Consider the following 20,762-nt stretch of genomic DNA (forward strand, 5'->3'; position numbering starts at 1 on the left):
CAGGGTGATTGGCTGTCTATGTATACACGGTTTTACTGGTGCCCCGTATGAAGTAGAGCCGCTTGCGGAATATTTAAAGCAGACGACAGATTGGACGGTACAATCTGTCACGCTTCCGGGGCATGGGGAGGAACTTCAGCTCAAAGGCATTCTCTATCAGGAGTGGATTGCCACCGCTGAATTAGAACTCTTATCCCTTTACCGAACATGTGACACCATTTATTTGGTCGGCTTTTCTATGGGCGGGATGATTGCCTCATATTTAGCAGCGAAGTATCCAGTGGCCCGTCTTGTTCTGTTAAGTGCTGCTGCTAAATATGTTAACCCAAAACAAATGATTCAAGACACAAGGCAGATGGTGAAGGAATCCTTGTCTGGTTTGATTGATACGAACCCATTGTATGATCGATATCGTCATAAGCTGAAGAGTACACCGCTATCAGCTGCTGTAGAATTTATGAAATTGGTGAAGCAAACGAAAGGTTCTCTTGAAAAGCTTCATCTACCTGTCTTGATCGTTCAAGGTGAAAGCGATGGGATCGTCCCCGCTTCTAGTGCAGAATTCATTTATCATAAAATCCCGTCCCGTCAGAAAGAAATGTTCTATTTACCGGATTGTAAACATCACGTTTGTCATGAGCCTTGTGCACAGCAATTGTTTGAGAAAGTCGAACAATTTCTAAAAAAACAATTTAATCTATAGAAAAGCTAAAATGTGGCTAAACTAATATAAATTGAATCCCACTTGTTAAAATTTGCATCATTTTTGTCGAATGAGTGACAGGCCTATGTTACAATAGGTAAGAAAAGGTGGTCGATTCGGTTGTTTCAATATGACGGAAAAACCTTTATCCCGCAGTCTAATTCGAGCAATGGGGAAGTATCGGAAGGAACCATATTTCAATATCGTCAGGACGGGAATATTTTAACGGGCACATATCAAGGCGGCAGTATTCAATCTGGCGTGCTTGTAGGAACTGTGAATAAAGACGGAGCACTTCATTTTAGATATCATCATGTAAGTAAGGATGGCAGCATGAGAAGCGGTTCATGTCATTCCACCCCTAAGCAGCTGGATAACGGAAAAATTCAACTGTTTGAAAAGTGGAAATGGATGGACGGAGATCAAAGTGAAGGTGAATCTGTCATTGTCGAGCAGTAGATATATCCATTTCTGTCTTGTTGAAAAACAAATAGTGTAATGGTAAGATATAATGTAGGGTAATTCGGGCTTTGTATATAATGGACCTGTCCTTTCATACAAAGGGCAGTTTTTAATGATCATTCACGAGATTACTGAAACAGCAATTAGAAGGAGTTTGAATAATTTGACTATAACGTTTCAAGATTTTCAATTAAGCGAAAGTCTCATGAAAGCTATTAACCGCATGGGATTTGAAGAAGCAACACCGATTCAAGCAGAAACGATTCCTCTCGGTCTTCAGAATAAAGATGTCATCGGACAAGCACAAACAGGAACAGGAAAAACTGCAGCATTTGGTATTCCTCTGGTAGAAAAAATCGATCCAGCGTCTCCTAACATCCAAGCGATCATCATTGCGCCAACAAGAGAATTAGCGATTCAAGTATCTGAAGAGCTATACAAAATCGGCCAAGACAAGCGTGCACGTGTACTTCCAATTTACGGTGGACAAGATATCGGCCGTCAAATCCGTTCGCTCAAGAAAAATCCTCATATCATTGTAGGAACTCCAGGACGTTTACTTGATCACATTAATCGTCGCACAATGCGTCTTCAAAATGTTGAAACAGTCGTGCTTGATGAAGCAGACGAAATGCTCAACATGGGTTTCATCGAAGACATTGAAGCGATCCTTTCAAATGTACCAAGTGAACACCAAACACTTTTATTCTCTGCGACAATGCCTGCACCAATTAAGCGTATTGCAGAGCGTTTCATGACAAACCCAGAACATGTAAAAGTAAAAGCGAAAGAAATGACTGTATCTAACATCCAACAGTTCTACTTGGATATTCATGAGCGTAAGAAGTTCGATACATTGACTCGTCTTCTTGATATTCAATCACCAGAGCTTTCAATTGTTTTCGGCCGTACAAAGCGCCGCGTTGACGAATTGACTGAAGCATTAAACCTTAGAGGCTATACAGCTGAAGGAATTCATGGTGACTTGACTCAGGCGAAACGTATGGTTGCGCTTCGTAAATTTAAAGAAGGTTCAATCGATGTGCTTGTAGCAACAGACGTTGCAGCACGTGGACTGGATATCTCAGGTGTTACACACGTGTATAACTTCGACGTACCACAAGATCCAGAAAGCTATGTACACCGTATTGGACGTACAGGCCGTGCTGGACGTACAGGTATGGCGATGACATTCATCACACCACGTGAAAAAGATATGCTTCGTGCGATTGAGCAAACGACTAAGCGTAAAATGGATCGTATGAAAGAACCAACTTTAGACGAGGCAATTGAAGGACAACAACAAGTCACAGTTGACCGTCTACGCACAATCATTAGTGAGAACAACTTGAACTTCTACATGACAGCAGCTGCTGAATTGTTAGAAGATCATGACTCTGTCACAGTGGTTGCGGCTGCTATCAAAATGATGACAAAAGAGCCGGATGCGACGCCTGTTCGTTTGACAGATGAAGCACCAATGATTTCAAAACGCAATCGTAACAACCGCAGCTCTTCTAAACGTAGAGACGGCGGCGGTGGCGGAGGCTACCGTGGAAAAGGTAAGAGCACTCGTTCATCTTATGGTGATAAAAAGCGTTCTTCAAATGACCGCAATCGTTCTTCTAACGATCGTCGTCAAAAGAAATCTTATAACAGCTAACATACAAGAGCGAATCCTTTGCAGGGTTCGCTTTTTTTAACAGGCTTTATGAAACTTTTTAGGCTTTCTTTCGTAATATATTGATAGAAAAGTAAGAGAATGGGGGAAGAATGTGAGAAAACAGCCGCAACGTCAAATCAGCTTAAATGGATTAAAAGTATGGCGTCTTCAAAATGGAATTATCTCATTGATTTTCTTATTCATCATCATTGGGGTATTTGTAGCTAGTTATTATTTTCAATGGCCATATTGGATTGGAGCCATCCTCATCGGTTTGTGGATTTTACAGGTCATCTTCGGAATCTGGCTCATACCGAAAATCCGCCATCACATCTGGCGCTATGAAGTATTTGAGAACGAAATTGAAATACAGCACGGATTGATTCGTGTCACACGTGTCATTGTGCCAATGGTACGTGTTCAGCATGTGGATACATCTCAAGGGCCGCTTTTAAGGCGCTACCGGTTGGCATCTGTTCAAATTTCTACTGCTGCGACAGTGCATGATATTCCGGCACTGGAATTAGAAGAGGCAGATGAGCTTCGCGATTACATATCTCGATTAGCAAGGGTGACGGAAGATGATGTCTGAACCAAAACGTGTACATCCAATTTCGATGTTCATTGATTTTATATCAGATGCCGTATCCATGATCAAAAACTTCATTATCCCTTTTTTCGTGCTTATTTTTGTGAACTCGAATTCAAGTATTCGTTTTTATGCGTTCATCATTCTTGGGGTGCTTCTTTTATGGAAAGCTGTTTCAACCGTTTTAGCATGGAGACGATTCACCTACCGAATGGAAGACGATGAATTTCGAGTAGAATCAGGTGTCATCACCAAAAAGAAAAAGTATATCTCATTAGAACGAATTCAAACGGTGAATACAAGTGAAGGCATCTTCCAGCGGATTTTCGGTTTGGTTCGGGTGCAAATCGAAACGGCAGGCGGGACGGATGGACCTGAAGTGAGCCTGACGGCCATTACAAAAGCAGAAGCTGAGCAATTAAAGCAATCGATTTTCAACCGGAAGAAAAGCTTGCAACAAGAAGAAATGAATGATGAAAATTTAGATCTAACTGATCCTCTGACAGCGCAACAGCCAGTAGAAAAAGAAATCAGTGTTTCCTACCGAATGGGTATACCAGAGCTGCTTTTGGCTGCGACCACTTCAAGCGGAATCGGCGTCATTATTTCTGGGTGTCTCGCCATTTACACACAAATAGATGAAATTCTGCCTTTGGACGGATTCCTCAAACGGTTTTCTTTTTTAAGTCATGCGAGTGTTGAGATTTATGCGATTCTCATATTTATTGCCGTATTGATTGCTTGGATTCTTAGTGTTGGGGTAACAGCCCTTCAATATGCGAATTTTACCGCAAAACGAAAAGGGAAAGACATCATCATCACAAGAGGACTCATCGAAAGGCATCAAATGACCATTCCGCTTGCGAGAATTCAAGCAGTGAAAATCAAAGAAAATATTCTGCGTGAACCATTTGGTTTTGCGACGGTCATGCTTGTCAGCGCAGGAGGTTCCATTACAGAAAAAGAGACCTCTTCTGTCTTATTTCCACTCATACGGAAGAAAAAAATTAATGAATTGTTAACGCAATTTACAGATCAATATCAGCTGGCACCAGAAAGTGAATTGAAAAAAGTGCCGAAGCGTTCACTGAAACGTTATCTGATATCTTACGGATTTGTTCCATTACTTGTAGGTATAATCCTTTCTGTACGTTTTCCACCATGGGGGTATTTGGCGCTGATTCCATTACCATTTGCCTTGTTTTTGGGGTATTTAGCCTATAAACAATCAGGATATGTGATCAAAGATCAACTGATTCAATTAACGACAAGAGGTATCGGCAAGACCACCGGAATTGTTTTAAGAAAACGAATGCAAAACTATACGATGACCCAATCCTATTTTCAAAAGAAAGGGCGGGTGGCAAGTATTCACACCTTTGTGAAGTCCTCTGCCTTGCTTGATTCCTTTGGTGTGCATCACCTTGAAGAGGAAGATGCTGAACGTGTATGCGATTGGTATTCCTATGAAACGAATCAATCAACTTAAACCAAAAAATGTCGATCAGCTCCCGTTAAACGGAGTGATCGACATTTTTTATGAGCTTAATAGCGTCGTTTTTTTGAATGGAAGAATAGAGTGATCGGTGCTAGGATCATGCCGCCTATCAATCCAAATAAGTGGGCCATGATGTTGATGTTCGAGTTGACGAACGTCATAATAACAGAGACGCCGAGAATCGTTAAGATCACCTGAGAATTACCACGGTCCATCATATGCGGTTTAAATAGGACAAGATAAAGATAGACGCCAAATAAACCAAATATCGCACCAGAAGCCCCGACATGTACGTACTCTAAAGGCTCCACCCAATAGGTTCCGAGATTGCCAATGAATCCAGCACCCAGATAAATCACAAGAAATCGAACCTTTCCAAGCAAATACTCAAGTGCTGGAGCGAATAGGAAGAGCGACATGGAATTGAACAAAATATGTGTCAGACTTCCGTGAAGAAAAATAGGCGTTAAAAGCCGCCACCATTCTCCTGCTGCAACACCATAATTAAAGCCTACAAGATGGTCCTGCCCAAGCTGAATCATTGGAATAGGGATCGCAAATAAAAGCCATAGGCCGATTTGCAAAGCAAGGATCGCTGTTACGATTGGATACGATCTAATAAATTGTTGAAAGCTCTCCGTTCGAATAAACATAACAAACCCCTTTTGACTAGATAATGGTAAGTTTATAGTAACACGTTTATGAAGTGAACATCCAAATTAGTACGAGTATCATAGGAGGTACCTCATGATTAAAGGAATCGGTATGGATATTGTAGAGATCGGCCGGCTGTCACGAGTTCTTAGCAGGCAGCCCCGTTTACCAGAAAGAATTTTGACTTTACGTGAACAAGAAGTCTTTCGCACACTAAGTGAAAAGAGACAGCTGGAGTTTCTGGCAGGACGTTTTGCGGCGAAGGAAGCATTCGCAAAAGCATACGGTACGGGAATTGGTCAGTATATAAGCTTTCACGACATCGAGATACAAAAAGATGCGAACGGAAAACCTCTCATCAAAAGTGAGAAAACAAAAGAAGACTACGTTCATGTGTCCATTACCCATACAAAGGAATATGCTGCAGCACAAGTTTTAATTGAAAGGTTGTCAAGCTAGTCTGCATATTGTTTGTCCCCCCTTCATATATTGGGTAGTGCGATAAGGAAGGGCGAGTTGCTAACAGGCTTTGATGGTTCGCGGTACGCAGTTAACTTTTGAGGCGTACTGTTAAAGTCAAACAAGCGGTTTCTTCCTTTTAACACAATTAACGAAGGGGTTGAAAAGGGTGAGAAAAAGCTTTGTTTTGCTTGTAACGGGGATCCTTTTTGTACTGATTCTCTCCGCATGCGGTCAAAAATCTCAACAGGATATCGTTGGAGATTTAAACAAAAAGGCAGAGGAAATGACATCATACAAAGCCAAAGCAAAAATGACCATTGAGACAGGAAATGATCCGCAGGAATACCATGTGGAAATTTGGTACAAGAAGCCGGAGCTTTACCGTGTCTACTTAGAAAATCCGAAGAAGGATCAGAGTCAAGTCATTTTAAGAAATGGCAATGGTGTATTTGTGCTGACACCTTCATTAAACAAAAGCTTCCGCTTCCATAGCGATTGGCCAAACAACAGCAGTCAGGTGTATTTATTTGAATCACTTGTGAAAGACATTAAAAATGACAGTGCAGCTCAGTTCAAAGCAAAAGAGTCGAAGTACGTTTTTGAAACAAAAACCAACTATCAGCACAATCAAATGCTGCCGACCCAAGAGATTACCTTTCATAAAAAAACAATGGCGCCTGCTAGTGTGAAAGTACTGGACAGCGATAAAAAGCCAATGGTGAAAGTAGAATTCTCTCACTTTGAATTCAACAAATCCTTTGACAAAGACGCCTTTGATGAGAAGAAAAATATGACACTTTCTCAAATGGATGTTGCCACAAGTGCAGATCCATCTGACAGCTTTGCTGTGAAAACGCCTGTGGATATGCCAGAGGGCGTGAAGAAAATGGAAGAGAAAGAAATGACAACAGATGCTGGGAAGCGGTATGTGATGACGTATGGCGGAAAGAAATCCTTCACGCTCATTCAGGAAAAAGCGCGGGTAGCAGAAGCGTCTACGCCTGTGACGATGAATGGCGAGCCAGTCGATCTTGGCATGACAGTGGGTGTTCTGACAGACAAATCTCTTTCTTGGACATCTGATGGAGTTGACTATTTAATTTCTTCAAGTGATTTATCGAAAGAAGAACTCTTAATGGTCGCCAAAAGTGTAGAAGGACAGTCAGCGAAATAGGTGAGATTCTTAACATAACAACAAATCAGCCCTGTGCAGGGGCTGATTTTCTTTGAGTTGTTTCACATTATTCTGGATTTTTAGTATCATAATGAAGTATTGAATCATTCAATAGGGAAGTGTGATGAATGGACACAAATGCCTTTTATAGAGACACATGGGCAGAAATTGATTTAACAGCAATCAAGCATAATGTTTCACATATGAAAGACCATATTGGTCAAAGCGTCCAACTAATGGCTGTTGTGAAAGCCAATGCATATGGACATGGAGATATAGAAGTGGCAAAAGCTGCCCTCGAAGCAGGAGCAGACCTATTAGCCGTCGCTTTTTTAGATGAAGCCATTTCTTTAAGAAATAAAGGTGTAAAAGCACCTATTCTTGTGCTCGGCGCAGTACCGTCAGAGTATGTCAAAGTCGCCGTTAGATACAACGTTATCATGACTGCTTACTCTATCCAGTGGCTGAGAGAAGTCGTCAAAGTGATGAAAGGGCAGATGGGACAACCCATTCGTTTCCACTTGAAAATCGACAGCGGCATGAATCGGTTAGGTGTGAAAACAATCGAGCAGGTGAGCGAAGTAAAAGAGCTTGTCCACGCTCATTCTTTTTTACAGCTGGAAGGAGTATTTACTCACTTTGCCACAGCGGATGAAAAAGATGAAAACTACTTCGGTATGCAGGTTGATACGTTTAAAACATTGCTTCAACCGCTTCATACGGACAAACTGCTCATTCATTGCGCCAACAGTGCAGCAGGTCTAAGGTTTAAAGACACTTTATTTAATATGGTTCGTTTTGGAATCAGTATGTACGGGCTGTCACCGTCGGAAGAAATCAAGGATGAATTGCCGTTTCAACTGGAAGAAGCATTATCTCTTCATACAAAACTTGCACATGTAAAGCCCATTCAAAAGGGTGAGAGCGTGAGCTATGGTGCAACTTATACAGCGAATCAAGATACATGGATTGGTACGATTCCAATCGGGTATGCAGACGGCTGGATCAGGAAGCTTGCCGGAACAGAAGTGCTCGTTGGCGGAAAACGCCGAAAAATTGCTGGAAGGGTGTGCATGGATCAATTCATGGTTGATTTGAAAAAGGACATTCCGGCAGGGGAGCCAGTCGTGCTCATCGGCACACAAGGCGAAGACAAGATATCTGTCGATGAAATAGCCAAGCGGCTTGAAACCATTAACTACGAAGTCACATGTTCTGTTGGCTACCGCGTCCCAAGAGTCTATATAGAGGACGGCAAAAGGGTTCATGTACGTAATCCGCTGCTTCAAGGCGGGCCAAGCTTTTTATAAACAGCATCCACGGGAACGATGTTCAAACTGACATCGTTCTCTTTTATTCTACAAAGGCATCATAAACATTCTCCCTTTTTTAGAGATTTTGGAAATACCGTATGATTTTCGGAAAAAAGCGTATAATGGGAAAGAGGAACTCCATTATCATCTTGATTTACGGGTGGCGAGCCGCTTCATGTTCTAATAAGAAATCATGAAAAAACAGCTTTGCTTGTGCATTGAATAATGGTATGATTAGTCTTGGAATGGATCGAAACGGTATCCGTAAGTTTTGTGGAGGTGTATGTTTTTTGTCTGAATCCAGCGCAACAAACGAAATGAAGATTCGACTGCCGGAGGCTTTAATGTCTGAGATCGAACGAGTAGCAGAGCAGGATAAGGTAACAAGAAATGAATTGATCTACCGAGCGACAAAAACGTATATTCGTGAACGTAATATTCGACAAAATCGTGAATCGATGAGACGCGGCTACATGGAGATGGCGAAAATTAATCTGAATATCTCTTCAGAGGCACAATACGCAGAATTTGAGGCTGAGAATACAGTTGAGCGATTAGTCAGCGGGGGTTAAACATTTGATTGTTAAACGCGGTGATGTTTACTTTGCTGATTTATCTCCTGTTGTTGGCTCCGAGCAGGGCGGGGTTCGCCCGGTATTGGTGATTCAAAATGACATTGGAAATCGCTTCAGCCCGACTGCTATCGTTGCAGCCATAACAGCCCAAATACAAAAAGCGAAATTACCGACTCACGTCGAAATTAATGCAAAGCGCTACGGCTTTGAACGAGATTCTGTCATTCTTTTGGAACAAATTCGTACGATCGATAAACAAAGATTGACAGATAAAATCACACATCTTGATGATGAGATGATGGAGAAGGTTGATGAAGCCTTACAAGTTAGTTTGGCTCTTATTGATTTTTAATATGGTGATACTTGGTTGCTCTACTGGGAGCAACTTTTTTTGTGTTCAATTTTTTTTAACGTTATAATGAAGAAAGACTAAAGAAGAGCTTTAAATGTAAGTAGGGGGTAAAACATGTCGAATCATATCGTGTTAGCTTTTGCAAGAAAGCACCAAAAGGAATTAGAAACAGAGTGGACGGACATTTTAAAACGACTCGGAGAAAAAGAAACGGACATGATGCTGAACGACAAAATGTATGAAACCATCTGTTCGGAATATGTACAACTCATCATTACATCTCTTTCAGAGGGGGATCATGAGGATTTTGAAGAAAAAGTGCAAAATTTTGCTTTAAAAATTGTTCAAATGGGTATATCACTTAAGTTACTGGCAAACGGTCTAACAGAAATCCGTACACATTTATATGAAAAAATGAACGATGACAAAGATACAACACAAGAAAGTCATGACCTCATCTGGCAAATCGATCGATTCATCACACCCATCCATAATGAGATCTTAAACCAGTATTCCATCTCATGGGAAAAAACCGTCAGCCTTCAAAAAATTGCGCTGCAGGAACTATCTGCCCCGCTAATCCCAGTATTTGAGCATATCACCGTCATGCCACTTGTTGGAACAATTGATACAGATCGTGCGAAAAAAATTATGGAGAACCTGCTCAATGGTGTCGTCAAACATCGCTCACAGGTCGTCTTAATTGATATCACGGGTGTACCTGTCGTGGACACAATGGTGGCCCACCATATTATTCAAGCGTCAGAGGCTGTGAGATTAGTAGGAGCGAAGTGTTTACTTGTTGGGATTCGCCCAGAAATAGCCCAAACGATCGTTAACCTTGGAATTGATTTATCTCAGGTTACAACAAAGAATACCCTTCAAAAAGGAATTCAAACTGCTTTGGAAATGACAAATCGAAAAATTGTTTCATTGGAGGGATAACCAATTGAGAAATCACCCGAAGATTCCAATCTTAAAATTATATAATTGTCTTCTGATTTCAATACAGTGGGAGCTTGATGATCAAACAGCTCTTCACTTTCAAGAAGACTTACTGAATAAAATTCATGAAACAGGAGCAAACGGTGTGGTCATTGACTTAACATCCGTCGATATGATTGATTCGTTTATCGCAAAGGTATTAGGCGATGTGATCACCATGTCCAAGCTCATGGGGGCAAAAGTTGTATTAACAGGAATACAACCGGCAGTCGCTGTGACGCTTATTGAACTTGGCATTTCACTGGAAGAAATTCAGACAGCACTAGATCTTGAACAAGGGCTTGAGACACTGAAGCGGGAATTGGGGGAATAGATATGAAAGACCAATCCTGTGTAAAAATATTGACGGAATGGGACATAGTCGCAGCAAGACAATTGGGGCGCAATGTTGCAAAAGAACTTGGTTTTGGAACAGTTGACCAAGCAAGAATTACGACGGCCATTTCAGAATTAGCTCGTAACATCTATTTATACGCTGGTAAAGGTCAGATTTGTATAGAAGAAGTGATGGAGCGCGGAAAGCGTGGACTCAAAGTCATCGCAGCCGATGAGGGTCCTGGCATTATGGATATACGTAAAGTAATGGAAGACGGATTTTCTACATCAGGCGGACTCGGAGCAGGCTTGCCGGGCGTCAGAAGACTGATGGATGAATTTAAATTAGATTCCGCACCAGAACAAGGAACGGAGATACAAGCTGTCAAGTGGCTTCGCTAGGAGGGAAACCATGGATTTTAAGGAGGTAATGGAGCAGCGGTATCATCAGCTGCTCAGTCGTTATATCAGTGATTTAACTGAAACATCGCTTTATCAAGCTCAAAAATTTAGCCGTAAAACCATTGAGCATCAAATACCTCCTGAAGAAATAGTGAGTGTTCACCGAAAAGTGATTCAGGAGCTTTACCCTGATTTGCCGGAAGATGTCTTTCATTCACTAGACTTCTTAATTGAAGTCATGATTGGATACGGACTTGCCTACCAGGAGCATTTAACACTAAGAGGCATCCAGCAAGAAATTAAGTCGGAAATTGAAATTGCTGCAAATGTTCAGCAAACCCTTCTGGAAACGAAAATTCCAGAAGGAGACACATTTGATATCGGAGCCATCAGTGTGCCGGCAAAACAGATGAGTGGGGATTATTACCATTTCGTAACAGATCACGATACAATCAATATCGCGATTGCAGACGTCATTGGGAAAGGCATTCCAGCTGCGCTCTGTATGTCGATGATTAAGTATGCGATGGATTCCTTGCCAGAGTCAGGCAGCGGCCCAACGAAAGTGCTTAAAACCCTTAATCGTGTGGTCGAGCAAAACGTAGACCCAAGCATGTTTATCACCATGTTTTATGGCAGCTATAATAAAGAAACACATGAATTTAAGTACGCATCGGCTGGACATGAGCCGGGCTTTTTCTATTGCAAAAAAGAGAATCAATTTTACGATTTAGACGCAAAAGGTCTTGTCCTTGGAATCGCACCAGACTTTGATTACGGGGAGTATGAGCAGCATTTGGACGTAGGAGATATGGTAATCTTATTTTCAGATGGGGTCACCGAATCCAAGTCAGAGGACGGCTTCTTAGAGCGCGAAGATATCAAAGCGCTCATAGCAGAGCATCTTTCCTATTCAGCACAGGAAATGGTCGACGCTATCTATGCAAGCTTACTCAAATTACAAGATTTTCAGCTTCACGATGACTTTACTTTACTTGTCCTTAAAAGAAAGGTTTAGAAAGTGAATATGCGGGTATATAAAACTTTAGGAAACAAGAATTTCGAGGTGAATGCATAATGAATATGTCTGTAAAAGAGCATCAAATAGATCATAAGACGAAAATTAGTGTCAGCGGAGAAATCGATGTGTACTCTGCTCCTCAGCTAAGAGAAACACTCATGCCTAAAGCCGAGGCGGGAGAGCATCTAGAGATCTGTTTGAAGGATGTTACGTATATGGATAGTACAGGATTAGGTGTATTTGTTGGGTTGTTTAAAGCAGCTCAAAAAGCAGGTGGAACACTAAAGCTTGAGAACTTGTCGGATCGGCTTATCAGATTGTTTGAAATCACTGGACTAAAGGACATCATTGACATTTCTGCAAAGTCAGAGGGTGGGGTACAATGAACGAATCAGTAGATCTAATCGAGATGAAAATACCGGCGAAACCAGAATATGTGGGCATCATTCGTCTGACTCTTTCAGGCGTTGCAAGCCGGATGGGCTATGCCTACGAAGAGATTGAGGACTTGAAAATTGCCGTCAGTGAGGCATGTACCAATGCAGTTCAGCATGCCTATAAAGGTGCAGATGGCGAAGATGGAGAGGTAGCGGTTCGCTTTCTTGTCTATGAAGATCGTCTAGAAATTATTGTCGCTGATAAAGGCGGTAGCTTTGACTTTAAGCAAAAGCAAGAAGACCTAGGGCCGTACACATCTGCTCATACGGTGGATCAATTGGCAGAAGGAGGTCTTGGTTTATACTTAATGCAAACATTGATGGATGAAGTCGAGGTGCAAGCAAACTCCGGAGTTACCGTGGCGATGACAAAGTTTTTAAACAGGGAGCGAGTTGACCATGACACAACCATCCAAAACTATGAAACTAACTAAAGATGAAGTGGATCGCCTCATTCAAAGCTATCAATCCAATCAAGACGAGCAGGCGCAGCTAACACTAGTTGAGTGTTATACAAATCTTGTGGATATGCTCGCGAAGAAATACTCCAAAGGAAAAAGCTTTCATGAGGATTTAAGACAAGTTGGAATGATTGGTCTACTCGGCGCAATTAAGCGTTATGATCCACTTGTCGGTAAATCATTTGAGGCATTTGCCATTCCAACCATTATCGGGGAAATCAAACGCTTTTTACGTGATAAAACATGGAGTGTCCATGTACCAAGACGAATTAAAGAGCTTGGACCAAGAATCAAGATGGCAGTTGATCACCTGACAACGGAAACGCAAAAGTCACCTAAAGTACAAGAGATTGCAGAATATCTAGATGTAACAGAAGAAGAAGTTCTTGAAACAATGGAGATGGGCAAAAGCTATCAAGCGCTGTCTGTTGACCAAGGCGTAGAGGCAGATTCTGAAGGAAGCACTGTGACGATTTTAGACGTCGTCGGCTCACAAGAAGAAGGGTACGAACGTGTAAACCAAAAAATGATGCTTGAAAGTGTGCTTCACGTTCTGACAGATAGAGAAAAAGAAATTATCAATCTCACGTATTTGCAAAATAAAAGCCAGAAAGAAACAGGCGATTTACTCGGCATATCTCAAATGCATGTATCAAGGCTGCAGCGGAAGGCAGTTAAAAAGCTACGAGATGCATTGTCAGAAGATGCGTCTATGGAGCTAGGGTAATGAAGCAGATCGAACAGCATGAGCATGTAAACGCCATTATCTATCAATCGAACAAAGAAGGAAAATCATGCTGCGGGGACAGTTTTTTTATTAAAGCAGATGATGAAGAACTAATTTGTGCTGTAGCAGACGGATTAGGCAGCGGCCAGTTCGCCAATGAATCATCTTCTTTAGTCAGCGAAATTGTCGAAGAATATGGACATGAGGATGTGACAACCCTCATTGATAGATGCAATCAGGCCATGAAAAATAAACGCGGGGCCACTGTAGCCATATTAAAGGTGAATTTTTCTAAGCAGCAGTTTACCTATTGTTCGGTTGGTAACATTCGTTTTATCTTGAATGCACCTTCTGGCGACTATATTTATCCACTTCCGACATCAGGATATCTATCAGGTAAACCTAGAAAATACAAAACATACACCTATTCCTACGAAAAAGGATCGACATTCATTATGTATTCCGACGGACTGAATGTGCCAAACATGCGAATGTGTTTAAAGCATAGCCATTCAGTTGCAGACATCGCCAAACAACTTGAAACATACACACAAGACAAGAAGGACGATCTCACCTATGTACTTGGTCAGCTTACATGAAATAGCTGACCTTTTTTCTGTTTTGCCGGTTTTTTTGATACACTAAAAGAGAAGACACAGTGAGAGGATGCAAAGTATGAAGACATCTGACTTTTTATTGAAACAAATTGCGACAGAATTAAAGCTGTCAACAAAACAAATTGGAAGTGTGATCCAGCTATTAGAGGATGGCAACACCGTCCCGTTTATTGCACGTTACCGGAAAGAGCAGACAGGCTCACTAGATGAGGTGCAAATTCAAACCATTTCTGAACGCTATACATATATCCAAAATGTGACGAATCGAAAAGAAGAAGTGATTCGCTTAATCGCTGAACAAGACAAATTAACAGATGAATTAAAACAGAAGATCGAGCAAGCGCATAAGTTGCAAGAGGTCGAAGATTTATATCGCCCATTTAAACAAAAGCGTAAAACAAAGGCAAATGTAGCCAAAGCAAAAGGACTTGAGCCGCTGGCGGAGTATTTACTGCAGCTGCCAAACGATGAGATCGAAAAGAAAGCATCGGCTTTTATTAATGAAGAAAAAGAAGTCACAACTGCAGAAGAAGCACTGGAGGGAGCCCAGCACATCATTGCTGAACAGCTTGCGGATGATCCTGATATGCGGAAATGGATTCGCAGTGAGACGTACCAAAAGGGAAGTCTTGTCACATCAGGAAAAGACGTTGAAAACGACGAGAAAAACGTCTATGAAATGTATTACGACTATCAAGAGCCGATTAAAAAAATTGTGCCTCATCGTGTACTCGCGGTCAACCGAGGCGAGAAAGAAGGGATTTTGAAAGCAGCTATCGAACCGCCTGCTGAAAATATTCGTTTCTACCTCGATAAACAAGTCTTAAAAGGCAAGCAAACGACGGCGAGGCCTTACATTGAAGCGGCCATTGATGATGCATACAAGCGCTTGATTCAGCCTTCAATTGAACGGGAAATACGAAAAGAGCTGACAGAAAAAGCAGAGGAACAAGCCATTCATATTTTCGCTGAAAACTTAAGAAAGCTCCTACTTCAACCGCCGATGAAAGGGAAACGTGTACTTGGGGTAGACCCTGCGTTTCGTACAGGCTGTAAATTAGCCGTCGTGGATGATACAGGAAAAGTCCATCATATTGGCGTCATTTATCCGCACCCGCCTGTGCAGAAAAAGGCGGAAGCCAAACAAAAAGTGAAAGAAATCGTTCAAACATCCAACATTGAAGTCATTGCGATCGGAAACGGAACAGCCTCAAGAGAGACCGAACAATTCATCGCAGACTTGATCCAAGAGCTGGACCAGCCAGTTTCATATTTGATCGTGAATGAAGCCGGGGCAAGTGTATACTCTGCATCTGCGCTGGCAAGAGAAGAGTTTCCAGACTTGCAAGTGGAAGAAAGAAGTGCCATTTCCATCGCCAGAAGGTTGCAGGACCCATTAGCAGAGCTTGTCAAAATAGATCCAAAATCTGTCGGTGTGGGACAATACCAGCACGATGTGAGTCAAAAGCAATTAAACAGCTCGTTAACCTTTGTGGTAGAAACGGTTGTTAACCAAGTCGGTGTGAACGTTAATACAGCTTCACAGGCACTGCTGCAATATGTGTCAGGTCTTTCAAAAGCCGTCGCAGGAAACATCGTCAAGCGCCGTGAAGAGATTGGGAGATTCACAAGCAGAAAAGAGCTGAAGGATATCCCGAGGCTTGGTGCAAAGACTTATGAGCAGTGTATCGGCTTCCTGCGCATCACAGACGGACAAGATCCACTTGATCGCACGGGTATTCACCCTGAAAGCTATAAAGAAACAAAACAGTTCTTACGCATGATCAACATGACGCCAGACGATCTTGGAACAGAACAGTTAAAAGAGAAAATGGCTGAGGTGAAGCTGGACGAAGCAGCAGAACAGCTTGAAATTGGTTCAATCACCCTTCAAGATATCATTGATCAGCTGACAAGACCTGAGCGTGATCCGCGCGATGAAGTACCAAAGCCGCTTTTAAAAACAGATGTATTGAAATTAGAAGACTTGAAGCAAGGGATGGAGCTACAAGGAACGGTGAGAAACGTCGTAGACTTCGGCGCATTCGTTGATATTGGCGTCAAGCAGGATGGACTTGTCCACATTTCCAAGCTAAGCAACCGCTTTGTGAAGCATCCGCTTGACGTCGTGTCAGTCGGTGATATTGTGACTGTTTGGGTAGACTCCGTTGACCAAGCAAAAGGTCGGGTGGCTCTTTCGATGCTAAAACCAGATTAAATAAAAAACGAGGCGCACCTTAGGATGGGGTGTGCCTTGATGTGACTGAATGCTTTTTTCTATAGAAGTACCAGCATTGATTAAGCAATTTGATTTGATAATGATTTTTCTCATAAAATGCTTTCTGCATCTGATTTTTCAGCCAGTTGGGCATCGCCCATTCCTCCTTTGATCAAAACAGTGGGTGTACCTTCAATGTATGCAAAGGGGAAATTGTCCCGTTCGAGGTTTTTATAGAAAGGAACGATTTTGATTGAAGGAGAGCGAGTTACAACAGTTAACAGAACATATTTCTGAGCAGTACTTTGGTAAGGCATTCCGCCATCAAGCTGTTTTTAATGACCGTCTCAAAACGACAGGCGGGCGGTATTTACTTGGAACACACAATATCGAATTGAACCGCCGATACCTAGAAGAACATGGACGAGAAGAATTAATCGGGATCATCAAGCATGAGCTGTGTCATTATCATCTGCATCTTGAGGGAAAAGGCTATCAGCATCGTGACCGTTCCTTTAAAGAGTTATTAAAACAAGTAGGAGCCCCGCGTTTTTGTACAGCGCTAAAGACCGTACAAAATAAACGACGTGGACAGAAGCGACAAGAATATGTTTGCACAGGATGCGGTCAGTATTTTATCAGGAAAAGGCGAGTTGATACCTCTCGTTATGTGTGCGGCGTCTGCAAAGGAAAATTAAAATGGCAGCGTACAATCGGTTCAGAGTGATATGCATTCCTTTATGGGATGCTTTTTTTGTGAGATGAAGTAGACATATTGAGACAAATAGAGACGCGAGTCTCATTTTGTCTCTTTTTTGATCGATGGGAATCGCTCAAATCCTAAGCTTTCAAGCGCCATGATGTTGGCACGCTTTTTGCTTGTATAGAAGTGTAAGCAAAAAAGATAGGAGGTTTTATCATGGAAATGTCACTCACAAAAGAAAAAGCCGTTTGGATGTATCAAAAAATGCAGGAAATTCGCCAATTTGAAGATCAAGTACACATGCTTTTTACAAAAGGGATCTTGCCAGGTTTTGTCCATCTTTATGCTGGTGAAGAAGCTGTAGCTGTAGGAGTCTGTGCTCATCTGAATGAACAAGACAGTATTACAAGTACACACCGCGGCCACGGTCATTGTATCGCCAAGGGCTGTGATCTAAAAGGAATGATGGCAGAAATCTATGGAAAAGCCACAGGTCTTTGTAAAGGTAAAGGTGGATCTATGCACATTGCAGATTTTGATAAAGGAATGCTTGGTGCCAACGGAATTGTTGGAGGCGGCTTTCCACTTGCGTGCGGGGCAGCACTCACGGCTAAATATAAAAAGAAAGATAATGTAAGCGTTTGCTTTTTTGGGGATGGTGCTAACAATCAAGGGACTTTTCACGAAGGAATCAATCTCGCCGCCATCTGGAAACTGCCAGTCATTTTCATCGCAGAAAACAATGGGTACGGGGAAGCGACGCCATTTTCGTATGCTTCAAGCTGCAAATCAATTGTGGATCGAGCGGCCGGTTATGACATTCCTGGGATTCAAGTAGACGGAAAAGATGTGACAGCCGTTTATCAAGCAGCAGAACAAGCGATAGAACGAGCAAAAAATGGAGAAGGTCCGACATTGATTGAATGCATGACATATCGAAATTATGGTCATTTTGAAGGAGACGCTCAGCGCTACAAAACCAATCAAGAAAAAACTGAACATCAAGAAGAAAAAGATGCCATCACTCTTTTTAAAATTGAATTATTAAAGCAGCAGCTGCTAACAGATCAAGAAATATCAAGTATTGAAGCGTCTGTAGCAGAAGCGATAGATGAAGCCGTGAGATTCAGTGAAGAAAGTGAATATCCAGATCATACTGAATTGCTAACTGATGTGTATGTTTCGTATCAATCAATCTGAAAGGAGAGAGGGAAATGACAAGAGAAATCAGCATGTCTAGTGCTTTGAATGAAGCGATTAAACTGGCAATGAGAAGAGATGGAGATGTCATTTTGATGGGGGAAGATGTTGCGGGAGGTGCTCATGTAGATCACTTACAGGATGATGAAGCATGGGGCGGTGTTCTTGGTGTAACAAAAGGGATTGTTCAGGAATTTGGGCGTGAACGTGTCCTTGATACACCGATTAGTGAAGCTGGCTATATAGGTGCGGCCATGGCAGCTGCTTCAACAGGATTAAGACCAATTGCTGAACTCATGTTTAATGATTTTATCGGTACTTGTCTCGACCAAGTGCTGAATCAAGGCGCAAAATTTCGATACATGTTTGGCGGAAAAGCAGAGGTGCCTATCACGATTAGAACGACACATGGGGCGGGTTTTAGAGCAGCTGCCCAGCATTCGCAAAGTTTGTATGCACTATTTACAAGCATCCCTGGATTGAAAGTAGTCGTACCTTCTTCACCTTATGATGCCAAAGGGCTGCTGCTGGCAGCTATTGAGGATCAGGACCCTGTCATCTTTTTTGAAGACAAGACGCTTTACAATATCACAGGAGATGTGCCGGAAAGGTATTACACACTTCCGCTTGGTAAAGCAGATGTGAAGAGAGAGGGATCTGATGTAACCATCTTTGCAGTAGGCAAACAAGTGCATACAGCACTCGAAGCAGCAGAGCAACTATCTGCTCAAGGTATTGAAGCGGAAGTGATTGATCCAAGAAGTTTGTCACCACTCGATGAAGAGGCGATTCTAACTTCAGTAGAGAAAACAAATCGGCTTGTCATTGTGGATGAAGCAAATCCGAGGTGCGGAATTGCCTCAGATATTTCTTCTCTGGTTGCGGATAAAGGATTTGATTTACTGGACGCACCAATCAAAAAAGTGACGGCTCCTCATACACCGGTGCCATTTTCACCACCTCTTGAAGATATATATTTGCCAACACCCGATAAAGTTGTGAACACCGTATTAGAGATGATTGGCAAGAGTCATGACAAGATCTTGAACTAGAGAAAGGAGAGAGGGAGATGGCTGTCGAAGTTGTGATGCCTAAATTGGGCATGTCGATGAAAGAAGGAACGGTATCTGTCTGGAATAAAGAGGTCGGTGAGACCGTAAATAAAGGAGAAAGCATTGCAAGCATCAACTCCGAAAAAATTGAAATAGAGATTGAATCACCTGCTGAAGGAACCATATTGGATATAAAAGTACCTGAGGGAGAAGGTGTACCGCCTGGCACGGTCATCTGCTATATCGGTGAAGGAAATGAACAGGTGGAGAGAAAGAAAGAAAAAGAAATCCAGTCAAAACCAAAGAAAGAGAGAAAAAAAATCTCCCCTGTTGCCCGTAAAATGGCGAATAGCGCAAACCTAGACATTGATACGCTAGTGGGGACAGGACCAGGTGGAAGAATTACGAAAGAGGATGTGCTTCGTGCACTTCCTGAACGGAAAGAGAAGAAACAAAACGAGACAGTGCAACAGCCTATTAACATGATGCGGAAAACAATTGCCTCAAGAATGATGGAAAGCCTGCAAACAAGTGCACAATTAACCATTACGATGAAAGCGGACGTGACAAAACTGACAAACCTACAACAACAGCTGAATGAAACAGCCATCGCACGTTACGAGACAAAGTTGACCATCACCGATTTTGTAGCCAAAGCAGTGATCCTATCGTTGTTAGAACATCCTGCGATGAACAGTCAATATCATAACGGAGTTGTCGAAACCTTTGAGAATGTTCATCTTGGGATTGCTGCTGCGTTAGATAACGGATTGGCTGTACCGGTTATTCGGCATGCGGAGCGGTTAACGCTCATAGAGCTGGCGAAGGGCATAAAATTGTATGGTAAAAAAGCACGTAAAGGAAAGCTTCTACATGACGAAATCAAAGGTTCTACCTTTACCATCACCAATCTTGGAGCGTATGGTGTAGAGCATTTCACACCAATTTTGAATCCGCCGGAAGCGGGGATCCTTGGTGTCGGAACAATGTATGACACCCCTGTTTATCGAGAGGATGAATTGTGCAAAGGGACCATCCTACCACTCAGTCTTACGTTTGATCACCGCGTGCTGGACGGGGCGCCTGCCTCTGCATTTTTATCAACGGTCAAAGCACACTTAGAAGAACCAATATCCATTCTTTTATAGAAAGAAGGTGA

The 20,762-nt window shown here is 42.2% G+C and carries 25 protein-coding genes; 23 read left to right on the top strand and 2 right to left on the bottom strand.

All coding sequences use genetic code 11. The features are described 5' to 3' along the window. Positions 1-4: 4 nt before the first annotated feature. From ACNO7B_RS02530 to ACNO7B_RS02550, 5 genes are all read left to right on the top strand, one after another. A complete protein-coding gene (locus ACNO7B_RS02530; RefSeq protein ID WP_017366660.1) occupies positions 5-703 on the top strand; it encodes an alpha/beta hydrolase in 699 nt (232 codons plus the stop codon). 120 nt (positions 704-823) lie between these two features. After that, the gene (locus ACNO7B_RS02535; RefSeq protein WP_017358401.1) at positions 824-1,162 is read left to right on the top strand and encodes a hypothetical protein; all 339 of its coding nucleotides are present in this window, start codon (positions 824-826) and stop codon (positions 1,160-1,162) included. A gap of 166 nt (positions 1,163-1,328) precedes the next feature. Continuing rightward, entirely contained in the window at positions 1,329-2,828 is a 1,500-nt protein-coding gene (gene cshA / locus ACNO7B_RS02540) for a degradosome RNA helicase CshA (RefSeq protein WP_024720486.1), read from the top strand. A 112-nt stretch (positions 2,829-2,940) separates the two neighbouring features. Beyond that, positions 2,941-3,420: a PH domain-containing protein gene (locus ACNO7B_RS02545; protein WP_008346922.1), complete on the top strand. Its 480-nt coding sequence runs from the start codon at positions 2,941-2,943 to the stop codon at positions 3,418-3,420. Then, a complete protein-coding gene (locus ACNO7B_RS02550) occupies positions 3,410-4,906 on the top strand; it encodes a PH domain-containing protein (protein ID WP_410685530.1) in 1,497 nt (498 codons plus the stop codon). The genes ACNO7B_RS02545 and ACNO7B_RS02550 overlap by 11 nt, the downstream gene beginning before the upstream one ends. 56 nt (positions 4,907-4,962) lie before the next feature. Here ACNO7B_RS02550 and ACNO7B_RS02555 read toward each other — a convergent pair whose 3' ends face one another. Next, entirely contained in the window at positions 4,963-5,568 is a 606-nt protein-coding gene (locus ACNO7B_RS02555) for a rhomboid family intramembrane serine protease (protein ID WP_007496491.1), read from the bottom strand. Between the two features lie 94 nt (positions 5,569-5,662). Between ACNO7B_RS02555 and acpS the strand changes: the two genes are divergently transcribed. The 14 genes from acpS (at position 5,663) to ACNO7B_RS02625 (ending at position 16,648) form a co-directional block, all read left to right on the top strand. Beyond that, the gene (gene acpS / locus ACNO7B_RS02560; RefSeq protein WP_058214404.1) at positions 5,663-6,028 is read left to right on the top strand and encodes a holo-ACP synthase; all 366 of its coding nucleotides are present in this window, start codon (positions 5,663-5,665) and stop codon (positions 6,026-6,028) included. A gap of 160 nt (positions 6,029-6,188) precedes the next feature. After that, positions 6,189-7,205 carry an outer membrane lipoprotein-sorting protein gene (locus ACNO7B_RS02565; RefSeq protein ID WP_007496489.1) on the top strand — a complete coding sequence of 339 codons (1,017 nt, stop codon included), beginning with the start codon at positions 6,189-6,191 and terminating at the stop codon, positions 7,203-7,205. Between the two features lie 128 nt (positions 7,206-7,333). Next, positions 7,334-8,515 (top strand): alanine racemase, encoded by a 1,182-nt coding sequence (alr, locus tag ACNO7B_RS02570; protein ID WP_417901130.1) that lies wholly within the window; start codon positions 7,334-7,336, stop codon positions 8,513-8,515. Between the two features lie 293 nt (positions 8,516-8,808). After that, complete coding sequence (locus ACNO7B_RS02575; protein ID WP_003214273.1) at positions 8,809-9,090, top strand: hypothetical protein; 282 nt, start codon at positions 8,809-8,811, stop codon at positions 9,088-9,090. A gap of 4 nt (positions 9,091-9,094) precedes the next feature. Further along, the gene (gene ndoA, locus ACNO7B_RS02580) at positions 9,095-9,445 is read left to right on the top strand and encodes a type II toxin-antitoxin system endoribonuclease NdoA (protein ID WP_003214169.1); all 351 of its coding nucleotides are present in this window, start codon (positions 9,095-9,097) and stop codon (positions 9,443-9,445) included. A gap of 114 nt (positions 9,446-9,559) precedes the next feature. Further along, complete coding sequence (locus ACNO7B_RS02585; protein ID WP_017358395.1) at positions 9,560-10,390, top strand: RsbT co-antagonist protein RsbRA; 831 nt, start codon at positions 9,560-9,562, stop codon at positions 10,388-10,390. Positions 10,391-10,394: 4 nt separating this feature from the next. Next, on the top strand, positions 10,395-10,763 hold the full coding sequence (gene rsbS, locus ACNO7B_RS02590) for an RsbT antagonist protein RsbS (protein ID WP_003214235.1): 369 nt from the start codon (positions 10,395-10,397) through the stop codon (positions 10,761-10,763). Between the two features lie 2 nt (positions 10,764-10,765). Next, a complete protein-coding gene (locus ACNO7B_RS02595; protein ID WP_003214085.1) occupies positions 10,766-11,167 on the top strand; it encodes an anti-sigma regulatory factor in 402 nt (133 codons plus the stop codon). Positions 11,168-11,177: 10 nt separating this feature from the next. Further along, positions 11,178-12,185, top strand: a complete 1,008-nt coding sequence (locus tag ACNO7B_RS02600; RefSeq protein ID WP_268450265.1) for a PP2C family protein-serine/threonine phosphatase — start codon at positions 11,178-11,180, stop codon at positions 12,183-12,185. Positions 12,186-12,244: 59 nt separating this feature from the next. Continuing rightward, on the top strand, positions 12,245-12,574 hold the full coding sequence (locus tag ACNO7B_RS02605; protein ID WP_007496474.1) for an anti-sigma factor antagonist: 330 nt from the start codon (positions 12,245-12,247) through the stop codon (positions 12,572-12,574). Beyond that, entirely contained in the window at positions 12,571-13,059 is a 489-nt protein-coding gene (gene rsbW, locus ACNO7B_RS02610) for an anti-sigma B factor RsbW (RefSeq protein ID WP_007496471.1), read from the top strand. The genes ACNO7B_RS02605 and rsbW overlap by 4 nt, the downstream gene beginning before the upstream one ends. Beyond that, complete coding sequence (gene sigB, locus ACNO7B_RS02615; RefSeq protein WP_012009000.1) at positions 13,025-13,813, top strand: RNA polymerase sigma factor SigB; 789 nt, start codon at positions 13,025-13,027, stop codon at positions 13,811-13,813. The genes rsbW and sigB overlap by 35 nt, the downstream gene beginning before the upstream one ends. Then, complete coding sequence (locus tag ACNO7B_RS02620; RefSeq protein WP_268450268.1) at positions 13,813-14,412, top strand: PP2C family serine/threonine-protein phosphatase; 600 nt, start codon at positions 13,813-13,815, stop codon at positions 14,410-14,412. Before sigB ends, ACNO7B_RS02620 begins: the two co-directional genes overlap by 1 nt. A gap of 76 nt (positions 14,413-14,488) precedes the next feature. Further along, complete coding sequence (locus ACNO7B_RS02625) at positions 14,489-16,648, top strand: Tex family protein (protein ID WP_417901131.1); 2,160 nt, start codon at positions 14,489-14,491, stop codon at positions 16,646-16,648. Between the two features lie 19 nt (positions 16,649-16,667). Here the strand turns inward: ACNO7B_RS02625 and cmpA are convergent, their stop codons facing one another. Beyond that, complete coding sequence (cmpA, locus tag ACNO7B_RS02630; RefSeq protein ID WP_008346893.1) at positions 16,668-16,802, bottom strand: cortex morphogenetic protein CmpA; 135 nt, start codon at positions 16,800-16,802, stop codon at positions 16,668-16,670. A gap of 99 nt (positions 16,803-16,901) precedes the next feature. On the opposite strand from cmpA, the gene ACNO7B_RS02635 reads away from it, so the two are divergent. The 4 genes from ACNO7B_RS02635 to ACNO7B_RS02650 all read left to right on the top strand — a co-directional run bounded on the left by ACNO7B_RS02635 (position 16,902) and on the right by ACNO7B_RS02650 (position 20,751). Beyond that, positions 16,902-17,375, top strand: a complete 474-nt coding sequence (locus ACNO7B_RS02635) for a SprT family protein (protein ID WP_417901132.1) — start codon at positions 16,902-16,904, stop codon at positions 17,373-17,375. A gap of 192 nt (positions 17,376-17,567) precedes the next feature. Beyond that, positions 17,568-18,551, top strand: coding sequence for a thiamine pyrophosphate-dependent dehydrogenase E1 component subunit alpha (locus tag ACNO7B_RS02640; RefSeq protein ID WP_417901133.1), 984 nt, complete (start codon positions 17,568-17,570; stop codon positions 18,549-18,551). 14 nt (positions 18,552-18,565) lie between these two features. Beyond that, positions 18,566-19,603, top strand: a complete 1,038-nt coding sequence (locus ACNO7B_RS02645) for an alpha-ketoacid dehydrogenase subunit beta (RefSeq protein WP_017358387.1) — start codon at positions 18,566-18,568, stop codon at positions 19,601-19,603. Positions 19,604-19,620: 17 nt separating this feature from the next. Next, positions 19,621-20,751, top strand: a complete 1,131-nt coding sequence (locus ACNO7B_RS02650) for a dihydrolipoamide acetyltransferase family protein (protein ID WP_417901134.1) — start codon at positions 19,621-19,623, stop codon at positions 20,749-20,751. Positions 20,752-20,762: the final 11 nt, after the last annotated feature.

Source organism: Bacillus sp. AK25 (assembly GCF_048270685.1).
GTDB lineage: Bacteria > Bacillota > Bacilli > Bacillales > Bacillaceae > Bacillus > Bacillus altitudinis.

Bases quoted from the DNA above. Each gene is read 5' to 3' on its own strand.
- ACNO7B_RS02625 (WP_417901131.1), top strand. From the start codon at position 14,489: ATGAAGACATCTGACTTTTTATTGAAACAAATTGCGACAGAATTAAAG.
- ACNO7B_RS02640 (WP_417901133.1), top strand. From the start codon at position 17,568: ATGGAAATGTCACTCACAAAAGAAAAAGCCGTTTGGATGTATCAAAAA.
- sigB (WP_012009000.1), top strand. From the start codon at position 13,025: ATGACACAACCATCCAAAACTATGAAACTAACTAAAGATGAAGTGGAT.
- ACNO7B_RS02620 (WP_268450268.1), top strand. From the start codon at position 13,813: ATGAAGCAGATCGAACAGCATGAGCATGTAAACGCCATTATCTATCAA.
- rsbW (WP_007496471.1), top strand. From the start codon at position 12,571: ATGAACGAATCAGTAGATCTAATCGAGATGAAAATACCGGCGAAACCA.
- ACNO7B_RS02585 (WP_017358395.1), top strand. From the start codon at position 9,560: ATGTCGAATCATATCGTGTTAGCTTTTGCAAGAAAGCACCAAAAGGAA.
- ACNO7B_RS02595 (WP_003214085.1), top strand. From the start codon at position 10,766: ATGAAAGACCAATCCTGTGTAAAAATATTGACGGAATGGGACATAGTC.
- ACNO7B_RS02645 (WP_017358387.1), top strand. From the start codon at position 18,566: ATGACAAGAGAAATCAGCATGTCTAGTGCTTTGAATGAAGCGATTAAA.
- alr (WP_417901130.1), top strand. From the start codon at position 7,334: ATGGACACAAATGCCTTTTATAGAGACACATGGGCAGAAATTGATTTA.
- acpS (WP_058214404.1), top strand. From the start codon at position 5,663: ATGATTAAAGGAATCGGTATGGATATTGTAGAGATCGGCCGGCTGTCA.
- ACNO7B_RS02600 (WP_268450265.1), top strand. From the start codon at position 11,178: ATGGATTTTAAGGAGGTAATGGAGCAGCGGTATCATCAGCTGCTCAGT.
- ACNO7B_RS02555 (WP_007496491.1), bottom strand. From the start codon at position 5,568: ATGTTTATTCGAACGGAGAGCTTTCAACAATTTATTAGATCGTATCCA.
- cmpA (WP_008346893.1), bottom strand. From the start codon at position 16,802: ATGCCCAACTGGCTGAAAAATCAGATGCAGAAAGCATTTTATGAGAAA.
- ACNO7B_RS02650 (WP_417901134.1), top strand. From the start codon at position 19,621: ATGGCTGTCGAAGTTGTGATGCCTAAATTGGGCATGTCGATGAAAGAA.
- ACNO7B_RS02605 (WP_007496474.1), top strand. From the start codon at position 12,245: ATGAATATGTCTGTAAAAGAGCATCAAATAGATCATAAGACGAAAATT.
- ACNO7B_RS02550 (WP_410685530.1), top strand. From the start codon at position 3,410: ATGATGTCTGAACCAAAACGTGTACATCCAATTTCGATGTTCATTGAT.